General features: G+C 38.1%; 16 protein-coding genes. 4 read left to right on the top strand and 12 right to left on the bottom strand.

All coding sequences use genetic code 11. The features are described from left to right. Positions 1 to 6: 6 nt before the first annotated feature. Positions 7 to 1,086, top strand: coding sequence for a mannose-1-phosphate guanylyltransferase (locus FNN09_RS01360; protein WP_143299671.1), 1,080 nt, complete (start codon positions 7 to 9; stop codon positions 1,084 to 1,086). An 86-nt stretch (positions 1,087 to 1,172) separates the two neighbouring features. Here FNN09_RS01360 and FNN09_RS01355 read toward each other — a convergent pair whose 3' ends face one another. The 4 genes from FNN09_RS01355 to FNN09_RS01340 all read right to left on the bottom strand — a co-directional run bounded on the left by FNN09_RS01355 (position 1,173) and on the right by FNN09_RS01340 (position 6,766). Beyond that, the gene (locus tag FNN09_RS01355; protein ID WP_143299670.1) at positions 1,173 to 3,569 is read right to left on the bottom strand and encodes a penicillin-binding protein 1A; all 2,397 of its coding nucleotides are present in this window, start codon (positions 3,567 to 3,569) and stop codon (positions 1,173 to 1,175) included. 79 nt (positions 3,570 to 3,648) lie between these two features. Beyond that, complete coding sequence (locus FNN09_RS01350; protein ID WP_143299669.1) at positions 3,649 to 4,290, bottom strand: HD domain-containing protein; 642 nt, start codon at positions 4,288 to 4,290, stop codon at positions 3,649 to 3,651. Positions 4,291 to 4,684: 394 nt separating this feature from the next. After that, on the bottom strand, positions 4,685 to 5,539 hold the full coding sequence (locus FNN09_RS01345) for a DUF6599 family protein (protein WP_143299668.1): 855 nt from the start codon (positions 5,537 to 5,539) through the stop codon (positions 4,685 to 4,687). 9 nt (positions 5,540 to 5,548) lie between these two features. After that, on the bottom strand, positions 5,549 to 6,766 hold the full coding sequence (locus FNN09_RS01340) for an aldo/keto reductase (RefSeq protein ID WP_143299667.1): 1,218 nt from the start codon (positions 6,764 to 6,766) through the stop codon (positions 5,549 to 5,551). A 663-nt stretch (positions 6,767 to 7,429) separates the two neighbouring features. On the opposite strand from FNN09_RS01340, the gene FNN09_RS01335 reads away from it, so the two are divergent. Continuing rightward, positions 7,430 to 8,038, top strand: coding sequence for a hypothetical protein (locus FNN09_RS01335; protein WP_143299666.1), 609 nt, complete (start codon positions 7,430 to 7,432; stop codon positions 8,036 to 8,038). A gap of 101 nt (positions 8,039 to 8,139) precedes the next feature. Here the strand turns inward: FNN09_RS01335 and FNN09_RS01330 are convergent, their stop codons facing one another. Beyond that, on the bottom strand, positions 8,140 to 9,429 hold the full coding sequence (locus FNN09_RS01330; protein WP_143299665.1) for a nucleotide sugar dehydrogenase: 1,290 nt from the start codon (positions 9,427 to 9,429) through the stop codon (positions 8,140 to 8,142). Positions 9,430 to 9,577: 148 nt separating this feature from the next. Continuing rightward, positions 9,578 to 11,212: a hypothetical protein gene (locus FNN09_RS01325; RefSeq protein WP_143299664.1), complete on the bottom strand. Its 1,635-nt coding sequence runs from the start codon at positions 11,210 to 11,212 to the stop codon at positions 9,578 to 9,580. Between the two features lie 528 nt (positions 11,213 to 11,740). On the opposite strand from FNN09_RS01325, the gene frr reads away from it, so the two are divergent. After that, positions 11,741 to 12,304 (top strand): ribosome recycling factor, encoded by a 564-nt coding sequence (gene frr, locus FNN09_RS01320; protein WP_143299663.1) that lies wholly within the window; start codon positions 11,741 to 11,743, stop codon positions 12,302 to 12,304. 206 nt (positions 12,305 to 12,510) lie between these two features. Here the strand turns inward: frr and FNN09_RS01315 are convergent, their stop codons facing one another. From FNN09_RS01315 to rsgA, 6 genes are all read right to left on the bottom strand, one after another. Continuing rightward, entirely contained in the window at positions 12,511 to 13,509 is a 999-nt protein-coding gene (locus FNN09_RS01315; RefSeq protein WP_143299662.1) for a beta-ketoacyl-ACP synthase III, read from the bottom strand. A 332-nt stretch (positions 13,510 to 13,841) separates the two neighbouring features. After that, positions 13,842 to 14,027: a 50S ribosomal protein L32 gene (gene rpmF / locus FNN09_RS01310; RefSeq protein WP_143299661.1), complete on the bottom strand. Its 186-nt coding sequence runs from the start codon at positions 14,025 to 14,027 to the stop codon at positions 13,842 to 13,844. A gap of 8 nt (positions 14,028 to 14,035) precedes the next feature. Then, on the bottom strand, positions 14,036 to 14,587 hold the full coding sequence (locus tag FNN09_RS01305) for a DUF177 domain-containing protein (RefSeq protein ID WP_143299660.1): 552 nt from the start codon (positions 14,585 to 14,587) through the stop codon (positions 14,036 to 14,038). 100 nt (positions 14,588 to 14,687) lie between these two features. Continuing rightward, complete coding sequence (locus tag FNN09_RS01300; protein WP_143299659.1) at positions 14,688 to 15,842, bottom strand: HAMP domain-containing sensor histidine kinase; 1,155 nt, start codon at positions 15,840 to 15,842, stop codon at positions 14,688 to 14,690. Positions 15,843 to 15,905: 63 nt separating this feature from the next. Further along, a complete protein-coding gene (locus tag FNN09_RS01295) occupies positions 15,906 to 18,710 on the bottom strand; it encodes a response regulator (RefSeq protein WP_143299658.1) in 2,805 nt (934 codons plus the stop codon). Positions 18,711 to 18,736: 26 nt separating this feature from the next. Next, positions 18,737 to 19,663 carry a ribosome small subunit-dependent GTPase A gene (rsgA, locus tag FNN09_RS01290; protein ID WP_143299657.1) on the bottom strand — a complete coding sequence of 309 codons (927 nt, stop codon included), beginning with the start codon at positions 19,661 to 19,663 and terminating at the stop codon, positions 18,737 to 18,739. Between the two features lie 240 nt (positions 19,664 to 19,903). On the opposite strand from rsgA, the gene FNN09_RS01285 reads away from it, so the two are divergent. Beyond that, a complete protein-coding gene (locus FNN09_RS01285; RefSeq protein ID WP_143299656.1) occupies positions 19,904 to 22,888 on the top strand; it encodes a PAS domain S-box protein in 2,985 nt (994 codons plus the stop codon). Positions 22,889 to 22,920 lie beyond the last annotated feature (32 nt).

Below are 22,920 nucleotides of genomic sequence, written 5' to 3'. Positions count from 1 at the left end.
AAATCTATGAATAACAACACACACTGTGTAATAATGGCAGGCGGCGTAGGTAGTCGCTTTTGGCCTTTAAGCACCACCCAAACACCCAAACAATTCCTCGATATTCTTGGCACTGGCAAATCACTTCTACGTCAAACTTTCGAACGTTTTGTATCCATTTGCCCCATCAACAACTTTTTAGTTGTTACCAGCCATAGCTACAAAAACTTAGTACTTGAGCAGCTACCAGAATTAAAGCCCGAACAAGTATTATCAGAACCCTTACGCCGCAATACTGCTCCATGCATTGCCTTTGCTAATGCAGTTATTAAAACGCAAAACCCAGAAGCCAATGTGGTGGTCACTCCTGCTGATCATTTAATATTAAACGAAACAGTATTTAGAGATAAAATTACTGAAGGGCTGAAGTTTGTAGAGGACAAAGACACCTTACTTACCTTGGGCATTAAACCCAGCAGGCCCGAAACAGGTTATGGATATATTCAGGTGGAAGAAAAGGAAGGTCTGCCTGATAATTTCAATAAGGTCAAAACATTTACCGAGAAACCCAACCTGGAAATGGCCAAGATACTGCTCGATAGCGGAGAGTTCTTTTGGAACTCTGGTATCTTTATTTGGTCGCTAAAGAGTATTGAAAAAGCCTATAACAAACACCTAAAAGAGATTGCCAGTTTATTTACGGCTTATGGCCCTAATATAGGTACGGACAAAGAAGAACAGAGCTTGTACGACACCTATATGGACTGTAAGAATATTTCCATTGATTACGGTGTAATGGAAAAGGCCAATAATGTATATGTTCAAATAGTTGACTTCGGATGGTCTGACCTGGGAACATGGACATCGCTACACGAAAACTCGGAGCGAAACAACCGCGACAATGCCGTCCTAAGTGGTAAGGTATTACTTTACGATACCGAAGGCAGTGTGGTTCACTTACCCAAAGATAAGGTGGGCGTCATACAAGGGCTCAAGAACTACATTATTGTGCAGTCGGATAAATCGTTATTGATATGCCCCAAGGAGAATGAGCAACAAATACGACAATTTACCACCGACTTAAAAACAGAGTTTGGTTCGAAATAGAGGAGTTTTACAGAGACTTAAAAAACGGATGCCATCTTTATTTGCTTTATGCCAATAAAGATGGCATCCGTGCTTTTTGTACGATATTACTTTTTCTTAAATAAGTCTTTCATTTTCTGAAGAACACTTTTGTGATCTTTCTTCTTCTGGTCTTTTTTAGCCTTTTTCTCTTGCTGCTTCTTAAGTTTAAGCGAGTCGGGCTTATCAAATCCCTCCAATAAACTATCGAAAAAGCCTTTATCAGGATCTTCCTCAGCGAAATCGTCACACATTAATTGTTTTTGTAAACGCGATGGCACCACATAAAATGATCCTTTATGGTATTGGTAGCGACTACGATCTTTCTCAAGGCGCTGCATAAAACGGGCAAATATTGGCAAGGCCATGTGCCCGCCACTACCTAAAGCCGTTGAGCGAAAACGAATGCTGGGTTGATCGTTCCCCACCCAGGCACCAGCCACAATATTTGGGGTGTAACCAATAAACCATCCGTCGGAATTATCCTGGGTTGTTCCTGTTTTACCTGCCAGGTCGCTTTTAAGGTTAAAAACACTGCGAAGAGAATTGGCCGTTCCTCGTTCCACAACTCCGCGCATCAATTCCACTGCGAAATAGGCCACATCATCGTCATAAACCTCATCTTTTGGCAAATGCCCCTCATTCTGATAAAGCACATTGCCATTCCTGTCTTCAATTTTTAATAACATGGTTGGCTCAACAGGGCGACCGTAGTTAGGAAATGTCGTATAGGCACTTACCATATCAAGCAAGGATAATTCAGCTGTACCCAAGGCTATAGAGGGATAATAAGGAATATCCTCTTCAATACCCATATCCTCGGCCAGGTTGACCACCTCGCTCACACCAATTTGCGTAATTAATTTAGCACTTACCGTATTAACCGAATTGGCCAATCCGCCTTTTACCGAGTAGTAGCCCTCGTGCTTGCCATTGCTATTGGATGGAGCCCAATCATCATAATCCTCATACACCACCTGTTCATTGGATATAAAATCACAAGGCGACACCCCATCCTGCATAGCTGCCGCATAGACAATGGGTTTAAAAGTAGAGCCTACCGGGCGACGCGATGTAACATGGTCGTATTGGTACGTTTTATGATCGATGCCTCCCACCCAAGCCAACACATGGCCATTACGCGGGTTCATGGCCACAAAACCAGTATTAAGCAGCATCAGATAGTGCTTAACCGAATCAACCGGACTCATGGTCACCCTTTTTTCACCAGCATGAGTAAAAATGGTCATGGGCACTTTCTTCTCCATCGCTTTAAATATCTTCTCATCGCTGTGCCCAGCATCTTTCATTTTTTGGTAGCGGCGCGACTGCCGCAAGGCATTGGTATAAACTTGTGGATGCTTGGCCCAGGGCGAACGTCCTTTCCAATGATTATCAAATTCGCCTTGTAAACGATTCATCTGCTGATCTACCGCCTTTTCGGCATATTCCTGCAAGCCAGCATCAATGGTCGTATATATCTTTAGGCCATCGGAATAAATATCGTATTCATCACCATATTCATCTTCCAATATTTGCTGAGCCTGTACTCTAATCTTCTCTCTAAAATAAGGTGCGATACCTGTGTTGTGATCAATCCTACGGTAGTTCAGCACAATCTTACTCTGTTGCCATTTACGATACTCTACCTCCGAAATGGCACCATGATCACGCATTCTTTTCAGCACAATATTGCGACGTTTAATACTTCGCTCAGGATTTAAACGAGGATTATAGGCTGTGTTGGCTGCCAACATTCCTACCAAGGTGGCCGCTTCAGCTGGGTTTAAGTTTTTCGACTTCTTTCCAAAAAAGCGTTTGGAAGCCATTTCAATACCGTATATATCCTCACCAAATGGAACTGTATTGAGGTAAAGAGCAAGTATGTCGTCTTTTGAGTATACGTTTTCTAAGCGGGCAGCCGTAAATATCTCTTTGGTTTTACCCACAGGTAAACTCAAAAATCCCAATCGCATACGCGGATAAAGGTTTTTGGCCAACTGCTGACTAATGGTGCTTCCGCCGCCTTGTGCCCTGTCTCCAAAAATAATGGTACGCACCACCACACGCCCCAAACTAATAACATCTAAGCCATTGTGCTCAAAAAAACGGCTATCCTCAGTGGCCACCAAGGCATCTTTTATGTAAGGAGATATTTGATCGTTGGCAATGGTAAGGCGATGTTCGATATAATAACGCCCCATCAGTTCGTCATCAATAGAATAGACTTCAGAGGCCGAATGGTTCTGAATCTTCGACAATTCTTCTTCGCCTGGTATAGCGCCAAATAATCCCAAGTACACAAAAAGGCAAAATACAAATACACCGGCTATACTTAGTACTCCAGCTTTTAGAAGAAATAAAAACAGACGCTTTTTAAAACTCCTCTTTGTTTTAGCTTTTTTACGAACGGCAGTCTTCTTTTTGGATGCTGATTTCTTAGGACTTTGCTTTTTTACGGCCATTGAGCATTAGGATTTTTAGAGAGCGTGAAAATAATTATTAATTTTCAATGCAGCATGATGCAAAACTCATCGTCATTAATTATTCTCCCCATTCTTTAAAAAACTGCTTTAAATACTCTTCCATAAACTGATGCCGTTGAGCAGCCATTGCCATTCCGCTTTTGGTATTCATCTTATCCTTTAGCAACAATAACTTTTCGTAAAAATGATTAATGGTAGGACTATTACTGTTCCTATACTCATCGGCACTAGCATATTCTTGTGGAGGTATGGCAGGGTTATAGAAATCGCGACCCTTATGTCCGCCATAGCTAAATGCACGGGCCACTCCCACAGCTCCAATGGCATCTAAACGATCCGCATCTTGCACCACACTCAGCTCCAGCGAAGTAAAAGATGTATCACACCATTGTTTAGAAAACGATAAGTTTTGGATTATTTTAATTACATGGTCGAGCACTTCAGCATCAATATGGTGTTCTTTAAGCTTTCGCTCGATCAGCATTAGAGATTCTACCTCATCAAAAAACTTGGTGTCGGCAATGTCGTGCAGTATTACAGCCAGCAAAATGGTATTCCAATCGCCGCCCTCAATAGCATGAACTGCTTTTGCATTATTTCGAACACGTATTATGTGCCACCAATCATGTCCGGCATCGCAATCGGCTAACATTTGTTTGGCCCATTGCTCTATTTCAAACAGTATTTTATCGTTAATCATGAGTTTAATATGTAGGATGATGAATTAAAAGTCAATGTAATTATAATTAATTTCTTCAATTGGGCTATCCGCCCAAACTGGACTTACTTTTTGTTCTTGATCACAAAAACTAAGGAAAAAGGATCAAGGCTTCTTTTTAAATAACTTTCTTTTTTAACTCAAACTTAAGTTCGGCTGGGCGATTTCCGAAACAAGTTCGGAACTTCCCAGTCTCTCTAAAGTTTTCAATAAAACAAAAGCCATTTAAAAATAGGCCACACTGTACAACTTTTAAAAAGCAATAGTCAAAAAATTATATTTTATCCAATAATCATTTAACACACTTATGAATTAAAAATAATAAAAAAAGGGAAGCTATAAAGCCTCCCAATTTAAATCCCACCTAAAAACCTCCTTAATATCGTTGTATATTATTGGCGATTTCATTCAATAATTGTTCACTCATTTCCTGAGTAAGGTCACCACGGGAACACAGTATGTAATTCCCAACCTGCATCAAACCAATATCTCCATTATACCGATCATTGATAGATATAAACTGATTCTTTGCAACATCCTTAATCATTTTGCTTGCTTCCAAGTAAGCCTGTAACATTCGACAAGCTCCATCCTCGGTGTCACTTTTAAGCATAAACAAGGTGTATTCTTTTTCGCCATTGCGGTACTTCACTTCAAAAGAATGTTGAAGAAATGAATAGGCCATCACACTCACATTAATGTATCTCTCACTAAACCTTACCTTATTTTTCGTAGGAAAGTAGTTGAATTCCTCAGGAAAGACAGCCTCACCGTTTAGGTTCTTCTCCAGTTTTGAGATGATTGCTTGCATGGCATCTTTACTTTCATCGGTCACTTTTAAAGCACGCACCTTTATGTAGTATTGTCCAGCTACAAAATAAGTATAATCGGATTCACCAAAACCTTGCACACCAATATCGAGGTATTTATCCTCCTGCGGTCGTTCCATGCTGTAAACACCAAAAGCATCAATAGGCGAGGCATGCTTATACAACTCTACGGTAATATAATTGTCGTTGTGCAGATAGTCGGCCGTGGTCATTCCTTCAAAATTATATTTTAGGTATAACTCAGAACCACCATTAATGGCATTGTACAAGGTATTGGTATTGTAATGGTCTATTTCGCCAATTTCCCAATAATCAATTTTAGGAAACAACTTAAAAGGCTCCGATGCCAATACCGTATTTAATAAAGATGCATAAAAGAGAATCATCACATATTTAGTCATAGAAATACATTAAGCGTGTTGAAAGTTTAATTCTTTAAGGGCTTCAATTCGTTGCGATAAGTTAAGTGAACGCTTGCATTGGGCACTGCATTGACCACAATCTTTACAGTTGGCTAAACCATATTTTCTAGGCATTGCCTTTTCGGTGGCAAGTGCTTGTTGCATATTGTCGTACTGATAGGCATACATATAAGTACGCATAAGCGTTGGAATATCGTTACGATGAGGACAAGAGTTAACGCATTGCGAGCATTGAACACAAAACGATTGCGCCAATTGCACATGCGCTTTATCCAGAAAATCGCGCTCTTGCGTTGTAAATGCCAAATTATCGGCGACCGAAAAATTTTCGTCCAATTGCTCATAAGTTGTATAACCTGGTATGGCCGTAGCAATATAATCGTGCTGCAACACCCACTTCAACATGGCAGTATGGTTTAACGTACCAATGGACTGCCGACTATCTTCGTGTTTTTCCCACCACATGTATCCACCGCCACCACATTGTGTTTTCATGGCTATTATTCCATGCCCCGCTTCGGCCGCCTTTTGCATTGCTGTTTGTAAACGCAAATCATCGGCATACGCGATGTTAAACATCACCATAATAATATCGTAGAAGCCTTTTTCGCGCACATCGTCAATCAAGGCAGCATCATCGCCATGCAACGAAACCGCACAATGCTTGTACTTACCTGCTGCTTTTAATTCAGTCAAAGCCTCTATAATGAATGGATTATTCTGCTCTTCAATGGTACTTGCAGCATGATATATAAGTACATCTACATAATCGGTTTTTAATCGTCGAAGACTTTCTTCAAAGCGTTCAATAAACACGGCTTTTATCTCGGGCTGATATAAGTCGCGTTCAGTTTCTTTCAAATAGACTTTGGTAACTATCTTCACATCATCACGCAGCTTATGCTTATCCAAAGTTTCACCCAGCATTTTCTCGTTCATCCCGTTCTGGTAATACCAAGCAGTATCAAACAGTCGGATTCCCTTATCGTATGAGCGAACAATTAATCCAGGTATATTCGCATTCATTACGCCCATGCTAACAACAGGAACTTGCAAACCTGTTCGTCCTAAGGTGCGATAAATAATGTCTTCGGGTGCTACATTCTTATACTCTTTCGAAAGTGTGGGAGCTGCACTCGCTAAGCCAGCTACATTTAGTAAAGCCAAAGATTGGCCCGTTCGGGTAAGAAACTTTCGTCTGTCCATAATGAGGGTTATTTGTGATTATGAGCTTGAATTTAATCACAATAAACACTCACACTTAAGCTGATAGACGTATGGTATAATTAAGAAGATGAAAAGCCGAATTATTAGCATGAATGTTTTCATGAAACTTAGCTGTTTACACTTCTATCAATCTAATTTTTCTACCTTTTAGATTTCTAGCCTTAAAACAACATCTGAAATCACTTTTACTTTAAAGGAAAGAATAAATTTCTTTGTGATAATTCGAAAGATATTCATCCATTCGCCTTTCTATATGTAATTATTTTATGGGATTTTTACACCTTTTTAACACTTACTTAATGAACAAATGGTTTTTATACACTATTTGAGATCATTTAAATGATTCTTGAAAAGTCAATAAAACGACATTGAGGTATGAAATACATGTTTTCAACTTAAAAAGCAGTAAGAAAATAAGATTTTCAATCATCACCCCCCTAAAAAAGCATCAAATTCATATAAAAATCACCAAAACAACTCAACACCCCCTATTTTGGTCGTCGAAAATTGTTGTTTTTATATTTTTAACAAAAATACCCCCTAATTTTTACACATAGTCTCAAAAAACATTCTACTTTTGTACCGTACCCCACTCAGAAAAGGGGTCATAAATAATTATTAACTATTAAAAACTATTTTACGATGAAAAAAGTAAATGTATTAAGGAGGTTGTTGCCAGTAGCTGTATTGGCCTTATTGTCCACAGGAGCATTCGGAAAAGGAAAAATCTTTATCAATTCTTATTTGAAAACGGATTATGCCGTTATAACCGCACGTTATGATGCCGCAGAGAATTTCCGCCTTAAAATTGTTGATCAGGATGGTTCAGAACTTTACTCTAGTTCACGCATTAACGGAGCCAGCTCATTTCAGAAACTATTTGATTTATCATCGCTTGAAGATGGCGAATACACCATTGAATTGACTAGTAAAAATGAAAAATCAAGTGAAAAATTCATTATTACTAATCACGAACTGATTAAAGCAGATAGTAAAGAATCTGAAAACGAAGCACTAAATGCTTTCTTTAGAGTAGCCGAAAACAAGCTTTATGTAAGTCATATGAACTTCGACAAAGCAGCTTTAAGTATTAAAATTGACGATAAATTTGGAACAGAGATTTACAACTCGAGCCTACCAACAAAAGACACGTATTCTGGTATGTTTGACTTGAGTAAACTACCATCAGGCGAGTATCAGGTATCCCTTGTTTCGGGTAATAAAGAATACAGTTATGGATTTGATAAGTAATGATGAAAGTGACCAAGTAGACCAACAGAACTGGTTTGCAGAACGAATAAACGGTGTAACCAAAATTTAGGTACACCGTTTTTTTTGTTTTAAAATGTAGCTTATAAACTCCAGTAAGTCAAATCCTTTATCGCTCCTTTATAAATTCCCTTTACATCGACAAAAAGCCCTTGCTCAACCATAATTGATTTAAAGTAATCCTCATTGAGTTGAATGTATTCATTGTGATTTACAGCAACAATAACAGCCTGATACCTTTCATCAATCTGGTCGATTAAGCCGTAGCCATATTCATGTTGTAGTTCTTCGGATGAAGCATGCGGATCAACAACTTCCACATCAATACTAAAAGATTTAAGCTCGTTTACCACATCGGCCACTTTGGAATTTCGTATGTCGCTCACATTCTCTTTAAAAGTAGCGCCCATAATTAACACCTTAGCTCCGTTAATTTTAATACCATTGGAGATTAACTTCTTCACTACATTCTTTGCGACATAACTACCCATCGAATCATTAATGTACCGTCCTCCCGTAATTATTTTCGAATGATAGCCCAACTCATTGGCCTTGTAGGTAAGGTAGTAAGGGTCAACTCCAATACAATGCCCTCCCACAAGCCCTGGAAAGAAGCGCAGGAAATTCCATTTAGTACCTGCAGCTTCCAACACTTCAAAAGTATTGATATCCATTTTATTAAAGATAATCGACAACTCATTCATCAAGGCAATATTCACATCACGCTGCGTGTTTTCGATGATTTTTGCTGCCTCAGCTACTTTAATACAACTGGCCTTATGAATTCCTGCTGTAATAATACTAGCATAAACATCTTCAATCACTTCAGCCGACTCATCATCGCTACCAGATACAATTTTTAGAATTTTGGTTAAGGTATGCTCCTTATCACCAGGATTAATTCGCTCAGGACTAAAGCCTACTTTAAAATCGGTATTTAGCTTCAAACCTGATTCAGCTTCCAATATGGGCACACAATCATCTTCGGTACAACCCGGATAAACGGTTGATTCAAAAACCACATAATCTCCTTTTTTAAGAACCTTACCAACCGCACGCGTAGCGCTCAAAAGTGGCGTTAAATTAGGTAAGTTATGTTTGTTAATAGGCGTAGGCACCGCAACCACATGAAAATCAGCCTCCTTTAAATCACCGGCATTACTTGTATATTTTATATCGCAACCCACAAACGCTTCCGATTCCAATTCGTTACTTGGGTCAATTCCATTTCGCATCAAGTCAACACGGTCTTCTTTTATATCAAAACCAATAACTGACATTTTGCGCGCAAACTCCAGAGCAATAGGCAATCCAACATAACCTAATCCTATAACTGACAACTTTTTCTTTTTGGCTAATAGTTCTTTTAACATAGTTGTATGTATTTAAAAAGTGGGTTAGTATTTATCACATAAACCTCTCAAGCTATACCCATAGAGGCAAAGAGACTAAAGTTTAGCTTTTAAAATTACCGCGAATGTTGTTAAGGCGCAACGGCAACATTCTAAACCTGTCTTATTATCAGAACCCAAAATTCATCCCAAAGGAAAATATATTATCTCCTTTCAAATAGTAGGGATTGGTATATAGATCTTTATCGGGTCCACCAAAGCTATTATTCGTTGCTTCAACAAAAATAAATCCATCATTAATAATCTGGTAAGAAGCCTTAAATGTGATGCTTTGATTAGAATACCGCTCTTCATTAATAAAAGGCAAGCCCCACCGTTCTTCATCGGGATTAATTTCGGGATGCTCATCAATCTCGCCATCGTTTAATATTTGCATATAATCCTTACCGCGTCGCATGCTTGTGTATGTGGCCTGTAAATCCAAACCCCTGATAGGCTTATAGCCAATAGCCAGATACAACTCCTCTGCATTATCGCGCATATAGCTCCCAAGCATAAAATCATTACTTCGAAAAGTGATGCTCGGCACAAAATTATCGTAGGTCATCGGACGAACACGTGTGTATTCGGCAGTTAAAGATACATCGGGCAATAAGTCATTTACCTTTGCTCCAAACTTAATGGCCAGGTGATTCGACTGCAGCTCTTCATCAAACATCCGCTCCAAGGATATTTCATCGATAAACAAAGACATGTACAAATGAAGATTTTTGATTTGCCGACTGCTCACATCTAAATACATTTGAGCATTATGTCCAACCCAATTATCCCATGAATTATAAGTATGATCGGCTGATTTATAAAAAAGGAATGGCACCATAAAAGTGGGGTTAAAATCAGTATCTCCAACAATAATAGAGTTACCAAATGAAATATTCAGCTTTTTCATCGGCTTTATGGTAAACATATTGGCCGATATAAATTTATTAGCATATACATTTCTATCATTGCCATAAACAGGATAAGTGCGAGACGAATCAATAACTTCGCTCACCAGCCAACCATGCATATAATTAAACTCCAACCATTTTACTGGATTCATCTTGAACGAAATGTAGCCATACGATGGCGCCAAACCGCTTAATATAATGGCATCACTATAACCACTTCCCCACACCACATGATCTTTGTGTAAACCAAGGCTACCCCATTTCCACGAATAAGTTATACCACCGCGTGTTTCTGAGTAATCTTTATCATCGTAATCGCCTTTATAAACCGCACCAGGCCTTTTACTAATATATTCGCTTCCGCCTAAAAATTGCGATTCATGGTTATCTCTTAAACTCCCATAGATACCAACATTCTTACCTATGCTTCCGTAAAATTCAGCACCGCCCCAACGATGATACACCAGATCATCGCCATTATGAAAAAATTGCCCGCCTAGTATAGGATTAACAGTTACTTTAAACAGAGAATCGCTGTAATAAAACACATCGAAACGTTTGTCAAAGTCTTTTCCAATGGTCAATTCCTTGCTAAAGTCCTTGAGGTAAAATGCAAGTTCTTTTTGCTGCCTTTTTGTGAGCGAAGCGTGTCCATTGGCTTGCTGAAGAGCTTTCGCAATAGTTAACCTCGAATAGGGCTTAATGGTGCTATTAATTTCGATAATTCCTTTATTGGCCAATTCATCAATAAAATCGTAAATAGCCTTATTGCTGATGTGATGCATTACTTCTTGTGCCGCAGAAGTTGAAATATAAAACACCAATAATAAAAAGGTAATGATTGTTTTTTGCATTAGAGATTGCTTTGATAAGTTCGAATGTAACCAAAAGTCATTATCAAATCAAATAGAGCTACTTAGCTTTATCACACAAAACCGATGAATAATCAGTTGGAATCATCGCTTCAACCTAGCCAATGCCTAATTCGCCAAAAAAATACAACTCGCATGCTAAATTCAACCCCACTTATCTTTTGAGTGCAAGCTACTAGAGTTAAATCCGCTTATTCATGTGATATATTTTGCTTTCTATTGCCACATGGAACTTGCCAAAACAAATCATGCTCCTGTGTGTGAAGCTATTCTCACGGCTCGTTTCAAATCACATAAATTTAGTTTTTAGATGATTCCCTACTTCTCAACGAGCGCTTTCATGATCATAAATATTCATCTCTAATTTATACATGAGGTCACCAATTCATCAATAATCAAACACTTATATTTCAACTACTTTGGCAACTGCTTAGTACTGTTTTTTCATTTTCATGTAAAGTTTTCTATTTTTGTAAAAGAACAGGTTAAAAACAATCATATATTCTGACCATGCAAGAAGAAGTAGATTTGATATTGGACGATGCCAAAGAAAGAATGGCGAAAGGAATTGAACACCTTGACAACGAACTAGGTAAGATTCGTGCAGGTAAAGCTAACACAAAAATGCTTGAGGGTGTTTTAGTAGATTATTACGGTAGCATGACGCCACTTTCACAAGTTGCCAACCTTAGTACTCCTGACCCTCGCACCATTGCCATTCAGCCATGGGAAAAACAATTAATTGGTGAGATTGAAAAAGCAATTATGGGAGCCAACTTGGGCTTAAACCCAGATAACAACGGTGACCTTATTCGCATTAACATTCCTCCGTTAACAGAAGAACGTCGTAAAGACCTTGTTAAACAAGCAAAAGCGGAGTGTGAAGATGCTAAAATAAGCTTCCGCAACACCCGTCGTGACTGTAACGAAGAATTAAAAAAATTAAAAAAGGAAGGTTTATCTGAAGATCTTGAAAAAGATGCAGAAGCCGAAGTACAGAATATCACAAACGACTACTCAAAGAAAGTGGACGTTATGTTTGAAGCTAAAGAAAAAGATATTTTAACTGTTTAAGTTGAATATCGTTAAGAATACAAAAGAGGCTGTTTCATTATTTGAGATAGCCTCTTTTTTTGTGCATAACTTGCTAATTGCTTTGATGCAGCATTGCATTATCGACTAACAGTTCATCATAACAATCTCAACATCTTTTGACTTGACAAAAAAAAGGGAGAGACAATTCATTTGTCTCTCCCTTTATTCCATCTATAATATTGTTATTATTTGGTATCGTAGCCCCATTTAATATAAATAGAACCCCAGGTAAATCCAGCACCGAATGCCGCCAAAATAATATTATCTCCCTTTTTCAAATTCTTTTCCCACTCCCACAAGCAAAGCGGAATAGTTGCCGATGTCGTATTACCATATCGCTCAATATTTACCATCACTTTTTCTTTTGGTAAATTCATACGATCGCCTGTTGCACCAATGATACGCAAATTAGCTTGGTGCGGCACAAGCCATGAAACATCATCAGCTGTAAGGTTGTTGCGCTCCATAATCTCAACTGAAACGTCAGCCATTTTAGATACAGCATTTTTAAATACAGGTTGCCCCTCTTGGTAAACTGTGTGTAGTTTATTATCCACCGTTTCGTGCGATGCAGGCATAACAGATCCACCCGCTTTCATGTGTAAATGTACACGACCAAAACCATCACTACGCAAAATACTATCACGAACACCAATCTCTTCTTCAGTTGGTTCAACCAAAACTGCCGCTGCTGCATCACCAAAAAGTACACATGTGGTACGATCAGTGTAATCAACTATCGACGACATTTTTTCAGCACCAACAACTATAATTTTCTTTTTAGTACCAGCTTTTATAAACTGAGTAGCCGTATCTAATCCGTATAAGAAACCAGAACATGCGCCATTTAAGTCAAAACCATGGCCATTTTTTATGCCACATTTATCAGCAATAATATTAGCTGTTGCAGGGAACGGATGATCAGGAGTAACAGTTGTACAAATTACCAAATCAATTTCCTCAGGCTTTACACCTGTTTTTCTGAAAATATCTTTAATTGCTTCAACACCCATGTCCGAAGCACCAAGTCCTTCGCCCTTTTGAATGTGTCGTTCCTTAATACCCACTCGGGTCATGATCCACTCGTCGGTGGTATCCACCATAGTGCTCAATTCTTGATTGTCAAGAATATAGTCAGGTGCATACCCCCCAACTGCTGTAATTACTGCATTGGTTGTTTTCATTTGACTTTCTATTTTTTTCTTGCACATGCTATTCTTCAACAACAGCACAAGTACATGGAAACATTAAAAAATGAATAATTAAACTCCTTTAATGAATTACTTTTTCCTGTTTCCTATATTTTCAATACATCGTAAATAACACCACACATGTCACTTACGACAAAAATATTTGATTTTAAACTAAGCTAATAGACTTATTAACGTTTGGTTTGGGCAACTACAAATGTAAGAAAACAGCCATATTATCCAAACGAATAATTCAAATGCCCAAAAACAAAATTTGCCCTCAAATTTCTTTGAGGGCAAATTTTATTGAATGCGAATTCAATAAATTATGCTGTTACATCTTTTTCAACAGCTAATTTTCCACGGTAATATCCGCACTCGCCACAAACTGTATGCAACTTCACTGTAGCGCCACAGTTTGAACATACTCCCAATGCAGGTGCTACTGCTTTGTAGTGTGTTCTTCTCTTGTCTCTTCTCGTTTTCGAGATCTTTCGTTTAGGATGTGCCATTTTTCAACCTATTTACTTGATTTATCTACTAAATTTTTCAGAGCCGCCCAACGCGGATCTATATCATCGGCCTGCTCCTCTTCCGTTCTTTCCTCAACCAAATAATTATCCAATTGATTCAGCATTTCAGCATTACAGGTTACGCTGCCATCTTCATTTTCGGGGTGTACATGCCTAATTGGCAAAACAACACAAATAAACTCATAAATCAATTGTGCTACATTGATTTCATTCTCTTCGTGCGGTAAAACTATAATCTCATCTGTTGGTTCATCATATTCCTCGCCAAACTTAATGTACATTAGCGATTCATTTTCAACAGGAAGAGTTAAAGTTTCCAAGCAATTGTCACAAACGGTCTCAACCTCACCTTTAACTTTAAAGGTTAATGTTAATAAGGCAGAACTTTTATTCAGCTCTACATCAGCTATCAACTTTCCTTTTTCGATTAATGGCTGTTCAAACAATTCGAAAAATTCAGCACCTATCTCATAGTTAAACAGGTGTTTACCTTCTTTTAATCCTTTGAACGAAATGCCGTAGTTTCTCAATCTGTCCACATTTCCCTTTCTAAAAACTGTGCAAAAGTATAAAATAAACCAACGTGAGAAAAGAAAAGCACTCTTTTTTCCTTGTCTATTTTTAATAAGTGATGAAACATCAAGCTTTTGGCAGAGTTATTCTAAAGGTTGTTCCCTTACCAATTTCGGATTCTTTAACAAACAACTTACCTCCATGATAACCCTGAACAATACGCTTAGCTAATGATAAGCCAAGTCCCCAACCTCGTAACTTGGTTGTGTAGCCAGGCTTAAACACTGTAGCAAACTGATTTCTATTTAGTCCTTTGCCTGTATCTTTTATATCAATATGCACGTGCCCATTATTGCGATGTATTTTAATAATAATTGAACCTTCTCCACCAATAGCATCAACAGCATTTTTACAGATATTCTCTATTACCCACTGAAAAAGTACCTTATTAATATTTACCATTAAATAAGGCACATCGCCAGCATCCACCGAAATGTTGATATTCGAAGCCGTTCGCCTACTTAAATAATCAACAATCTCATTTATTGTAAGTATCAATGGCTGCTCTTTTAACTCTGGCTTAGAACCGATCTTTGAAAAACGATCAGTAATTACCTGCAATCGCTCCACATCCTTTTCAAGCTCAGTTGTAATGTCTTCATTCCCCTCTTTAAGCTTAAGCAGATCGACCCAGCCTAACAACGATGACGTTGGCGTACCAAGCTGATGAGCTGTTTCTTTTGACATACCAACCCACACCTGATCTTGTTCTGCCTTACGAGCCCCATTAAAAGCGATGTAGGCAATAATAATAAATAGAGCGACGATAGACAGCTGCACAATAGGAAACCATCCTAGCTTTTTGATCAGTATTGAATCATCGTAATACAAATACTGAATCTCATTTTCGCCCAAATCAATAATTAGAGGTTCTGTTTTCTCCATTAACCTCTGCAATTCTTTCTGAAGAGCAGCATCTTGCTCTTTTTGTGGCAAATCTATGTTACGATGAGAGTTAATGCTTGAATCTGCTTCAACAATTATAATTGGGATAGTGGTATTCTGACTAATGATTTCAAGCGTTAAACCCAATTCATCTTCACCCGTTCCACTTTGAGTAATTTGCTTTATGGCCTGAATCCATATTTCAACACTTTTGCGCTCTTCCTCTTTTAACTCGTTTGTTAAATCATCGGTATAAACCAAGGTAAAAAAGCCAATGGTAATGGCTCCTATGAGGAGGAATAATTTCCAGATACGCTTGTGTGTATAAAAGCTCATTTTCTATTCTGTTAGAAGTATATAACTGGAAACGTGTTGCTTTTGTAATTATTGTTAGAGCTGTTAAACATGACACCATTTCGCAATCATACGAGAAAGATCCTCGGCTTTGGTTGGCTTGGTTATGAAATCATCCATACCAGCATCCAAAACTCTATCGCGTTCACTCTCCTCAACACTAGCAGTCATTGCAATTACCGGGCATGTTTTATTACCCGATCGAAGTTTTTGAATAGCTTCAATACCATCCATTTCAGGCATTAAAACATCCATAAAAACGATGTCGTATTGAGTCTGATTAATCTTATTAATAGCTTCTAAACCATTATTGGCTATGTCAATTTTATAACCCATTTTACTAAAAAGGCTTTTAGCCACACGCTGATTCAAAACATTATCTTCAGCAACCAATACTTTTAAATTGCTGGATCGGTTTACCCCCAAGAGTACTGGTTTTTTATCCTGTATTTTAGGAAAGAAAGTTATTATATACTCCCTTAGTGTTTTTAATTCGACAGGTTTGCGCAGGTAAATATCAGCCCCTAGTTTCTTAGCCAACGATGTATTAGAAGGTTCGAAATCCGAACTTTGCATAATAATAGGCATACGCCTGTGCAAGCGATGATTATAAACATTCTGCAAAAACTCCAATCCGTTAAAATCAGGACGATGATCAACAATTAATAGATGGTGTTTACTATCGGTTCTGATAATATCAATCGATTCATTGGAAGGCGGCAGAACCTTATAATCGATATGCAAGGATGCCAGGTTTTTCATCAAAATACGCACCTGCAAGGGCTCATCCGATATAACAAAAGCTCTTACTTTTTTCAATGAGCCAATATGATTGTAATTAAAGCTTTTGTTATGAGTCTTAGTTCGGTATGGGATTATAAAAGCAAACTCAGCGCCCGGAGCATCACTATCTTTTGACAAACCAGATGGGCTGTTCACCCATATTTCGCCACCCATCATATTTACCAACTGCTTAGATATGGTAATACCTAAACCACTACCGCCATACTTACGTGTTGTACTCTCATCTTCCTGTGAAAAAGATTGAAATATTGAAGATAACTTATCTACCTTAATACCTATGCCTGTATCCTTAAGCGAAAATTGTATGGCAGGGGATCCATTTATACCACGTGTGGGTTTCACGCTCAAATGAATACGACCATGATCGGTAAACTTTATAGCGTTACTTATCAAATTATTAAGCACTTGTCGGATACGAATTTGATCGCCTAAATAATGCTCTGGCAAATCTACCATCGATGTCCATGTGAGCTTCAAACCTTTTTCATTTGCCTTAGGCAGAAATGATTGTATCGTACTTTCAATTTCTTCACCCAGATCAAAAGGGATCGCCTCTATCTCAAATCTTCCAGCTTCAATTTTAGAAAAGTCAAGTATATCATTTATAAGCAACAGGAGGGTGTCGGCAGAACGTTTAACAATCGACAAGAGGTGGCGATCACTATCATCTTTCTCAGATGACAACAAAATATCAGTCATACCAATTATACCATTAAGCGGCGTTCTTAATTCGTGGCTGATATTGGCAATAAAAGTGGATTTAGCCTTATTGGCCATTTCTTCGCTTTTACGCTCTTTTTCTAAGGATGAAACCTCAACAAAAACCTGAATAGAATACTTCTCACGCAAGAGATGAAATGGAATTTGCTCGTGCAAAACAACCGACTCTTCGTTGGTTTTACTTTTTAGTATGTACTTATTGGAATGGGCCGAATAGGTTGTTTTATCCAAGCGTATTTTGTTCTCAAATAAGATTTGGTCACTGGCAATACGCCCTACCAACTGGTCTTCATCATCAAAAGAAAATAATTTTAAGGCAGCCTTATTAACTTGTCTGATACGGTTTTTGCTATCCATCAAAACCACACCAACGGGCATATAATACACCATTTTCCTTAGTGCTTGTTCCGATTTCTTCAATGATTTTTCATCATCGGCACTTCTGCGCAAATAGATACTGAAAACAAATACAATTAAACAAATAATAAAAAGCGAAATACCACCAACCAGAAACGAATAGCGCGCAATAGACGCTGTTATGATATTCTGTGGCATTGAAAAAGCCAAATAATAACCAACACTATTAAAATAAAGCTTACTAAACATGGTTAGCACCTTTATTTGCTCACCGTTAATTTTAACGCGATGCACTTTTGCAAAATAATCTTCTTTACCAATATGCTGGTCTACATCGGGTAAAATAGGAATAAACTTATTTTGCTGAAGTGTATTGTAAACAACTTCTCCATTGGGTTTCATTACCCACTGATAGTGAATGTCTTCAACATGAAAATTATGAAATATAGAATTAAAGAACTTATCCAAGTCCATGTCGAACTTGATATATCCTATTGTTTCATCTTCATCCCACAAAGGCTGTAGGTAAGTAATGCAAGTGCCCTGGGGGTTTATCAAAACTTTAGCCTCACGAATATTTATTTGATCAGTATGAGTGAAGGCTGAAATGAATGTACCACTACCAGAGCGCTTCAACTCAAAGGCATTGCCCATGGTGTCATAAACAGTTAACTCATTTAGGTGCTCACTAAATTCGTTGAACAAGAGCTGCAGCCTCTTTTGAATTTCGATGGATTGACCGCGGTCAACAAATAAGCTTTCAAGTTCTTTTTGAGCTATTAAAACAGAAATGCCCGTATGTGTTTTATCGGCAAATTGACTCAGCTTGTCGCGAACCATCAGCGACTGCTTTAGAAGGATATCCTTTTGCGTATCGATCTGCCAACGATAGGTATCTAGGTAGTAATAGACATTTGATACAATCAAAAATGCTATACTGATAAACGCTATAACAAAGGCTTTCTTCATTGGCTCTTGATTGATCGCAATCGTCTTTATCTATATTTTTCGTTTCGGTCCAATAATATACTCAAGTAGCTTTCATAACGTGAATAGGCAATTTGTCCATTCTCAACCGCCTCTTTTACCGAGCATTTGGGTTCGCTGTAATGTGTACAATTATTAAAGCGACAATCTTGAGCGTACTCAAAAATTTCTTTGAAATAATGGTATAGTTCTTCTTTTTCAATGTGAATCAATCCAAAACCACGAATACCTGGTGTATCAATAATAAAACCTCCAAATTTAAGAGGATGCATTTCGGCAAATGTGGTTGTATGCTTACCAGACTGATGACTCGATGAGATTTCGGCAGTTTTAATGTTAAGATTAGGTTCAATTCGGTTAATCAAAGTAGATTTACCAACACCCGAATGACCACTTAAAACCGAAACTTTATCTTTTAAGAGCATTTCCACTTCGCTTAAATCAGCTTGTTTTTTAGCCGACACAGCCAGTGTTTTATAACCAATGCTTTCATAGAGTTCACGCCATTCCGATAATATTTTTTGATGCTCCGGATCGTAGCGATCAGTTTTATTAAAAATAAGAGTCACCGGAATACCATAAGCTTCAGAAGCCGCTATAAAACGATCAACAAAAACTCGCGATGTCATTGGATAGTTTATGGTCACAATTAATACCGCCTGATCCACATTAGCCGCTATAATATGTGATTCTTTAGATAGGTTAGTGGCTTTTCGAATAATATAATTCTTTCGCTCCTTAATTTCACTTATCACCCCCTCTTGCTCTTCTTGCTCGTAAATCACATGATCACCCACCGAAATAGGATTAGTACTTTTAATACCCTGCAGGCGTATTTTACCTCTTATCTGACAAACAATTACCTTACCATCATCAGATAAAACCATATAGCGACTACCAGTAGATTTAATTACTAATCCATTCTTTTTTTCCATCCAAAAAACATTTTTCTCAAAAATAAACGAATGATTTTAAAATTAACCATTTTACAATAAATCTTTTAAATGAAAGAATATAAAAAGAGAGCCTCATGGGACCTGACATGGTAAATAGTTCAATATTTTACACCAACTGCCAAATTTCGTTTAGCAATGAATGCGTAAGCGCTTATGAATTAATTATTTTTGTCATAAGATTATTACCATTACGCATCGACACACATCACATATTTTAAAGTGGAAATTAACAAAGAACAAGCGTTATTAGCAGAGAATGCACGACTCAAGCGCATCATGAAAAGGATGTATCAAGGAGCATGGGGCTTGCCATTCGTTTCAAAAAACAATGAAACGATTTCGGGAGGTAATCTTCCGCTATACCTATCTTCTTTATTAGCTTCTAATGTGCCATTTAAAGAACGTGTAAATCAAACGCTTTCTGAGCTAGGCCGCTTTGCCGATGTGAGTCGTATCTATATTTTTGAAAACCAGACTAACTCAGAATTATTCTCAAACAGCTATGAATGGTGTAATGACGGTGTTCAGTCGACAAAGGCCGATTTACAAGACCTAAGCTACAGCCATTTTACCGAATGGAGACGTTTGCTTGTTGAAGATGGCAGTATCCAGGCATCTGACATACATACATTACCCGAAGAGGTAAGAAACACATTATCAGATCAGGGCATTTTGTCAATACTCGTATATCCTTTGTGGGTCAAAGACGAATTCTATGGTTTTATTGGATTTGACGAATGTAGTTTTAACCGCGAATGGATGCCCCACGAAACCGACTTACTACAACTGGCAGCACGACTTATTGCAAATGCCATTGAGCGCGAAGCAGTAACCAATGAAATACGTGAGAACCATCTTAAGCTCATACAAGTAAATGAAGAACTGGCCGACAAGGAGCGCTTTTTGCAAAACATACTAACATCTGCCCCACTTGGCATTATATTGGTGCGTAAGCGAAAAATAGAATACATCAATAATGCAACCATTGCCCAGTCGGGATACACTCAAGAAGAACTGGTAGGGAAATCATTAAGTGAATTGTATTTTGATGGAAAGGAAGATCACGAACAGATACAAAGATTTTACAACGAAATAGATAAAAATGGTGTTGCCAGTTTAGAGGCACACATGAAAAGTAAACACAACGACGAGTTAATTCTTCGCGTTCTAGGAACACCTGCACCGCAAAGCGCAGGAACAGGCTCTTATTTGCTAATTGGAGAAGATATTACGCACGTCAAAAATACCGAGTCGCACCTGCGAGAAAGCGAAGAGCGTAACCGAAAATTAATTGAAGCCACTAATGATGGTATTTTCATCATCAACGATAAAATGCAGTTGGTTTATGCCAATACATCGGCTTGCGAAATGTTGCAGCACACACACGAAGACATATTCTTACTAAATGTGGAGGATATTTTTCCATCAAAAGAATTTATAGAGCGCTTTTACCATACTATTAAAAGAGTAAATGATGGCGTTGATTATAAGGGCGATACCCAACTAATCAATAGTCAAAAGGAAATAGTTCATGCCGAGATTTATGTTACCAACCTCAACCTTGAAGGCAACCTGCATTATTATGTTTCCATCCATAATATTACAAAACGGAAACGCAATGAAGCTTCGTTAAAAGGTAGCGAACAAAAATTTAGGGCATTGACTGAAAATTCGCCTGATCATATTTTACGCATCGATAACGATGGAATATTATCCTATTGCAACTCGGCCTTTTATAATGACTTTAAGCTAAGCGCCCTTCAGTGCATTGATAAAGAGCTCAACGAAGTTCATGAACTACCAAAGGAACTGGTTGACGGCTTAAAAGCTAAAGTAAACGAGGTACTACAAACAAAAATGGCCACCAACCTTGAATTGGAATATCGTTTTGAAGATACCATTAAAGCATTTGACTGGACCATTACTCCAGAAACAAGCAACTCGCAGCTATCGTCAATTTTAATAGTGGGGCGCGATTACACGCAAAAGAAAAAAGCTGAACAAGAGCTACTCATTGCCAAAGAAAAAGCGGTAGGTGCCGATCGATTAAAGTCAGCTTTCTTGGCGAATATGAGTCATGAAATACGCACGCCTTTGAATGCCATTGTTGGCTTTACCAACCTATTGAAAGAAGATAACATATCGGAAGCCGAGAAAATAGAATACATTGACATTGTCAATAAAAGCTCTGAAAACCTGATGGAGCTGATTAATGACATTGTAGATTTGGCAAAAATAGAAAGCGGCGAACTACGCCTAACAAATGAAGAGTTCAATGTAATAGAATTACTTCAGGAGCTACACCTTGTGTTTGAGAAGCGCATGGCTATTGACCGTAAAATGCATTTGAAGTTTTACATTAATCTACCCGATCAACGACAAACTCTTCAGTTAAAAAGTGACCACCGCAGGCTACGTCAGGTATTTATTAATCTACTGGGTAACGCCTTTAAGTTTACGCAAAAAGGATTTATTGAATTTGGTTATGAATTGCAGGCAGAGAGCATACGCTTTTTTGTGCGCGATACGGGCATTGGCATACCAGCCGATAAGCAATCATTTATTTTTGAGCCTTTCAGACAGGCAGATGAAAGCACTTCGAAAAATTACGGTGGAACAGGCTTGGGATTATCCATTTGCAAACGTTTGGTAGCTGCTTTGGGTGGTGATATGGGTTTGAAATCAGAACAAACAACTGGCTCTGAATTTTATTTCAACATACCACTTACTTCAAAAATTGCATCAAACAATAACGTTAATGGCAATGGGGCCAGTAAAAAACTTTCCAGTGCTAAAGTAGAGATGTCGGCAAATTACACCTGGCCTAATAAAATGATGTTGCTGATTGATGCGACCAGCACAGCACAGCTTCAAATGCGCAAGGTATTGGACCGAACCAAAATAACACTGATATCGGCACGAACACAAAAATCAGCTCGTGAATTACTGCTTAAGCGTAACGATATTCATATTGTGTTGCTCGATTTGGAAATGCCTGGCTTGGAATTGGATGAATTCATCCCAAGCATTCGACAAATGGGAATATATGTGCCATTTATTGGGCAAACCAGTCAAAAGCTGACGGATGCCGATAAAGAAAAGTACCGCAAAATGGGCTTTAGCAACATCTTTGAGAAACCAGTTAATAACAACGAGCTACTGCATGCTTTCAATGATTCACTCAATGGCGTTTCGGTTGAATAACGACGATACATATCCCTTTACCAAAAAATGAT

Source organism: Carboxylicivirga sp. M1479 (assembly GCF_007097485.1).
Classification (GTDB): Bacteria; Bacteroidota; Bacteroidia; order Bacteroidales; family Marinilabiliaceae; genus Carboxylicivirga.
This window is presented reverse-complemented; position numbering and strand designations above follow the sequence as displayed.

Coding starts and splice junctions, on each gene's coding strand:
- FNN09_RS01360 (WP_143299671.1), top strand. CDS start 7: ATGAATAACAACACACACTGTGTAATAATGGCAGGCGGCGTAGGTAGT.
- FNN09_RS01355 (WP_143299670.1), bottom strand. CDS start 3,569: ATGGCCGTAAAAAAGCAAAGTCCTAAGAAATCAGCATCCAAAAAGAAG.
- FNN09_RS01350 (WP_143299669.1), bottom strand. CDS start 4,290: ATGATTAACGATAAAATACTGTTTGAAATAGAGCAATGGGCCAAACAA.
- FNN09_RS01345 (WP_143299668.1), bottom strand. CDS start 5,539: ATGACTAAATATGTGATGATTCTCTTTTATGCATCTTTATTAAATACG.
- FNN09_RS01340 (WP_143299667.1), bottom strand. CDS start 6,766: ATGGACAGACGAAAGTTTCTTACCCGAACGGGCCAATCTTTGGCTTTA.
- FNN09_RS01335 (WP_143299666.1), top strand. CDS start 7,430: ATGAAAAAAGTAAATGTATTAAGGAGGTTGTTGCCAGTAGCTGTATTG.
- FNN09_RS01330 (WP_143299665.1), bottom strand. CDS start 9,429: ATGTTAAAAGAACTATTAGCCAAAAAGAAAAAGTTGTCAGTTATAGGA.
- FNN09_RS01325 (WP_143299664.1), bottom strand. CDS start 11,212: ATGCAAAAAACAATCATTACCTTTTTATTATTGGTGTTTTATATTTCA.
- frr (WP_143299663.1), top strand. CDS start 11,741: ATGCAAGAAGAAGTAGATTTGATATTGGACGATGCCAAAGAAAGAATG.
- FNN09_RS01315 (WP_143299662.1), bottom strand. CDS start 13,509: ATGAAAACAACCAATGCAGTAATTACAGCAGTTGGGGGGTATGCACCT.
- rpmF (WP_143299661.1), bottom strand. CDS start 14,027: ATGGCACATCCTAAACGAAAGATCTCGAAAACGAGAAGAGACAAGAGA.
- FNN09_RS01300 (WP_143299659.1), bottom strand. CDS start 15,842: ATGAGCTTTTATACACACAAGCGTATCTGGAAATTATTCCTCCTCATA.
- FNN09_RS01295 (WP_143299658.1), bottom strand. CDS start 18,710: ATGAAGAAAGCCTTTGTTATAGCGTTTATCAGTATAGCATTTTTGATT.
- rsgA (WP_143299657.1), bottom strand. CDS start 19,663: ATGGAAAAAAAGAATGGATTAGTAATTAAATCTACTGGTAGTCGCTAT.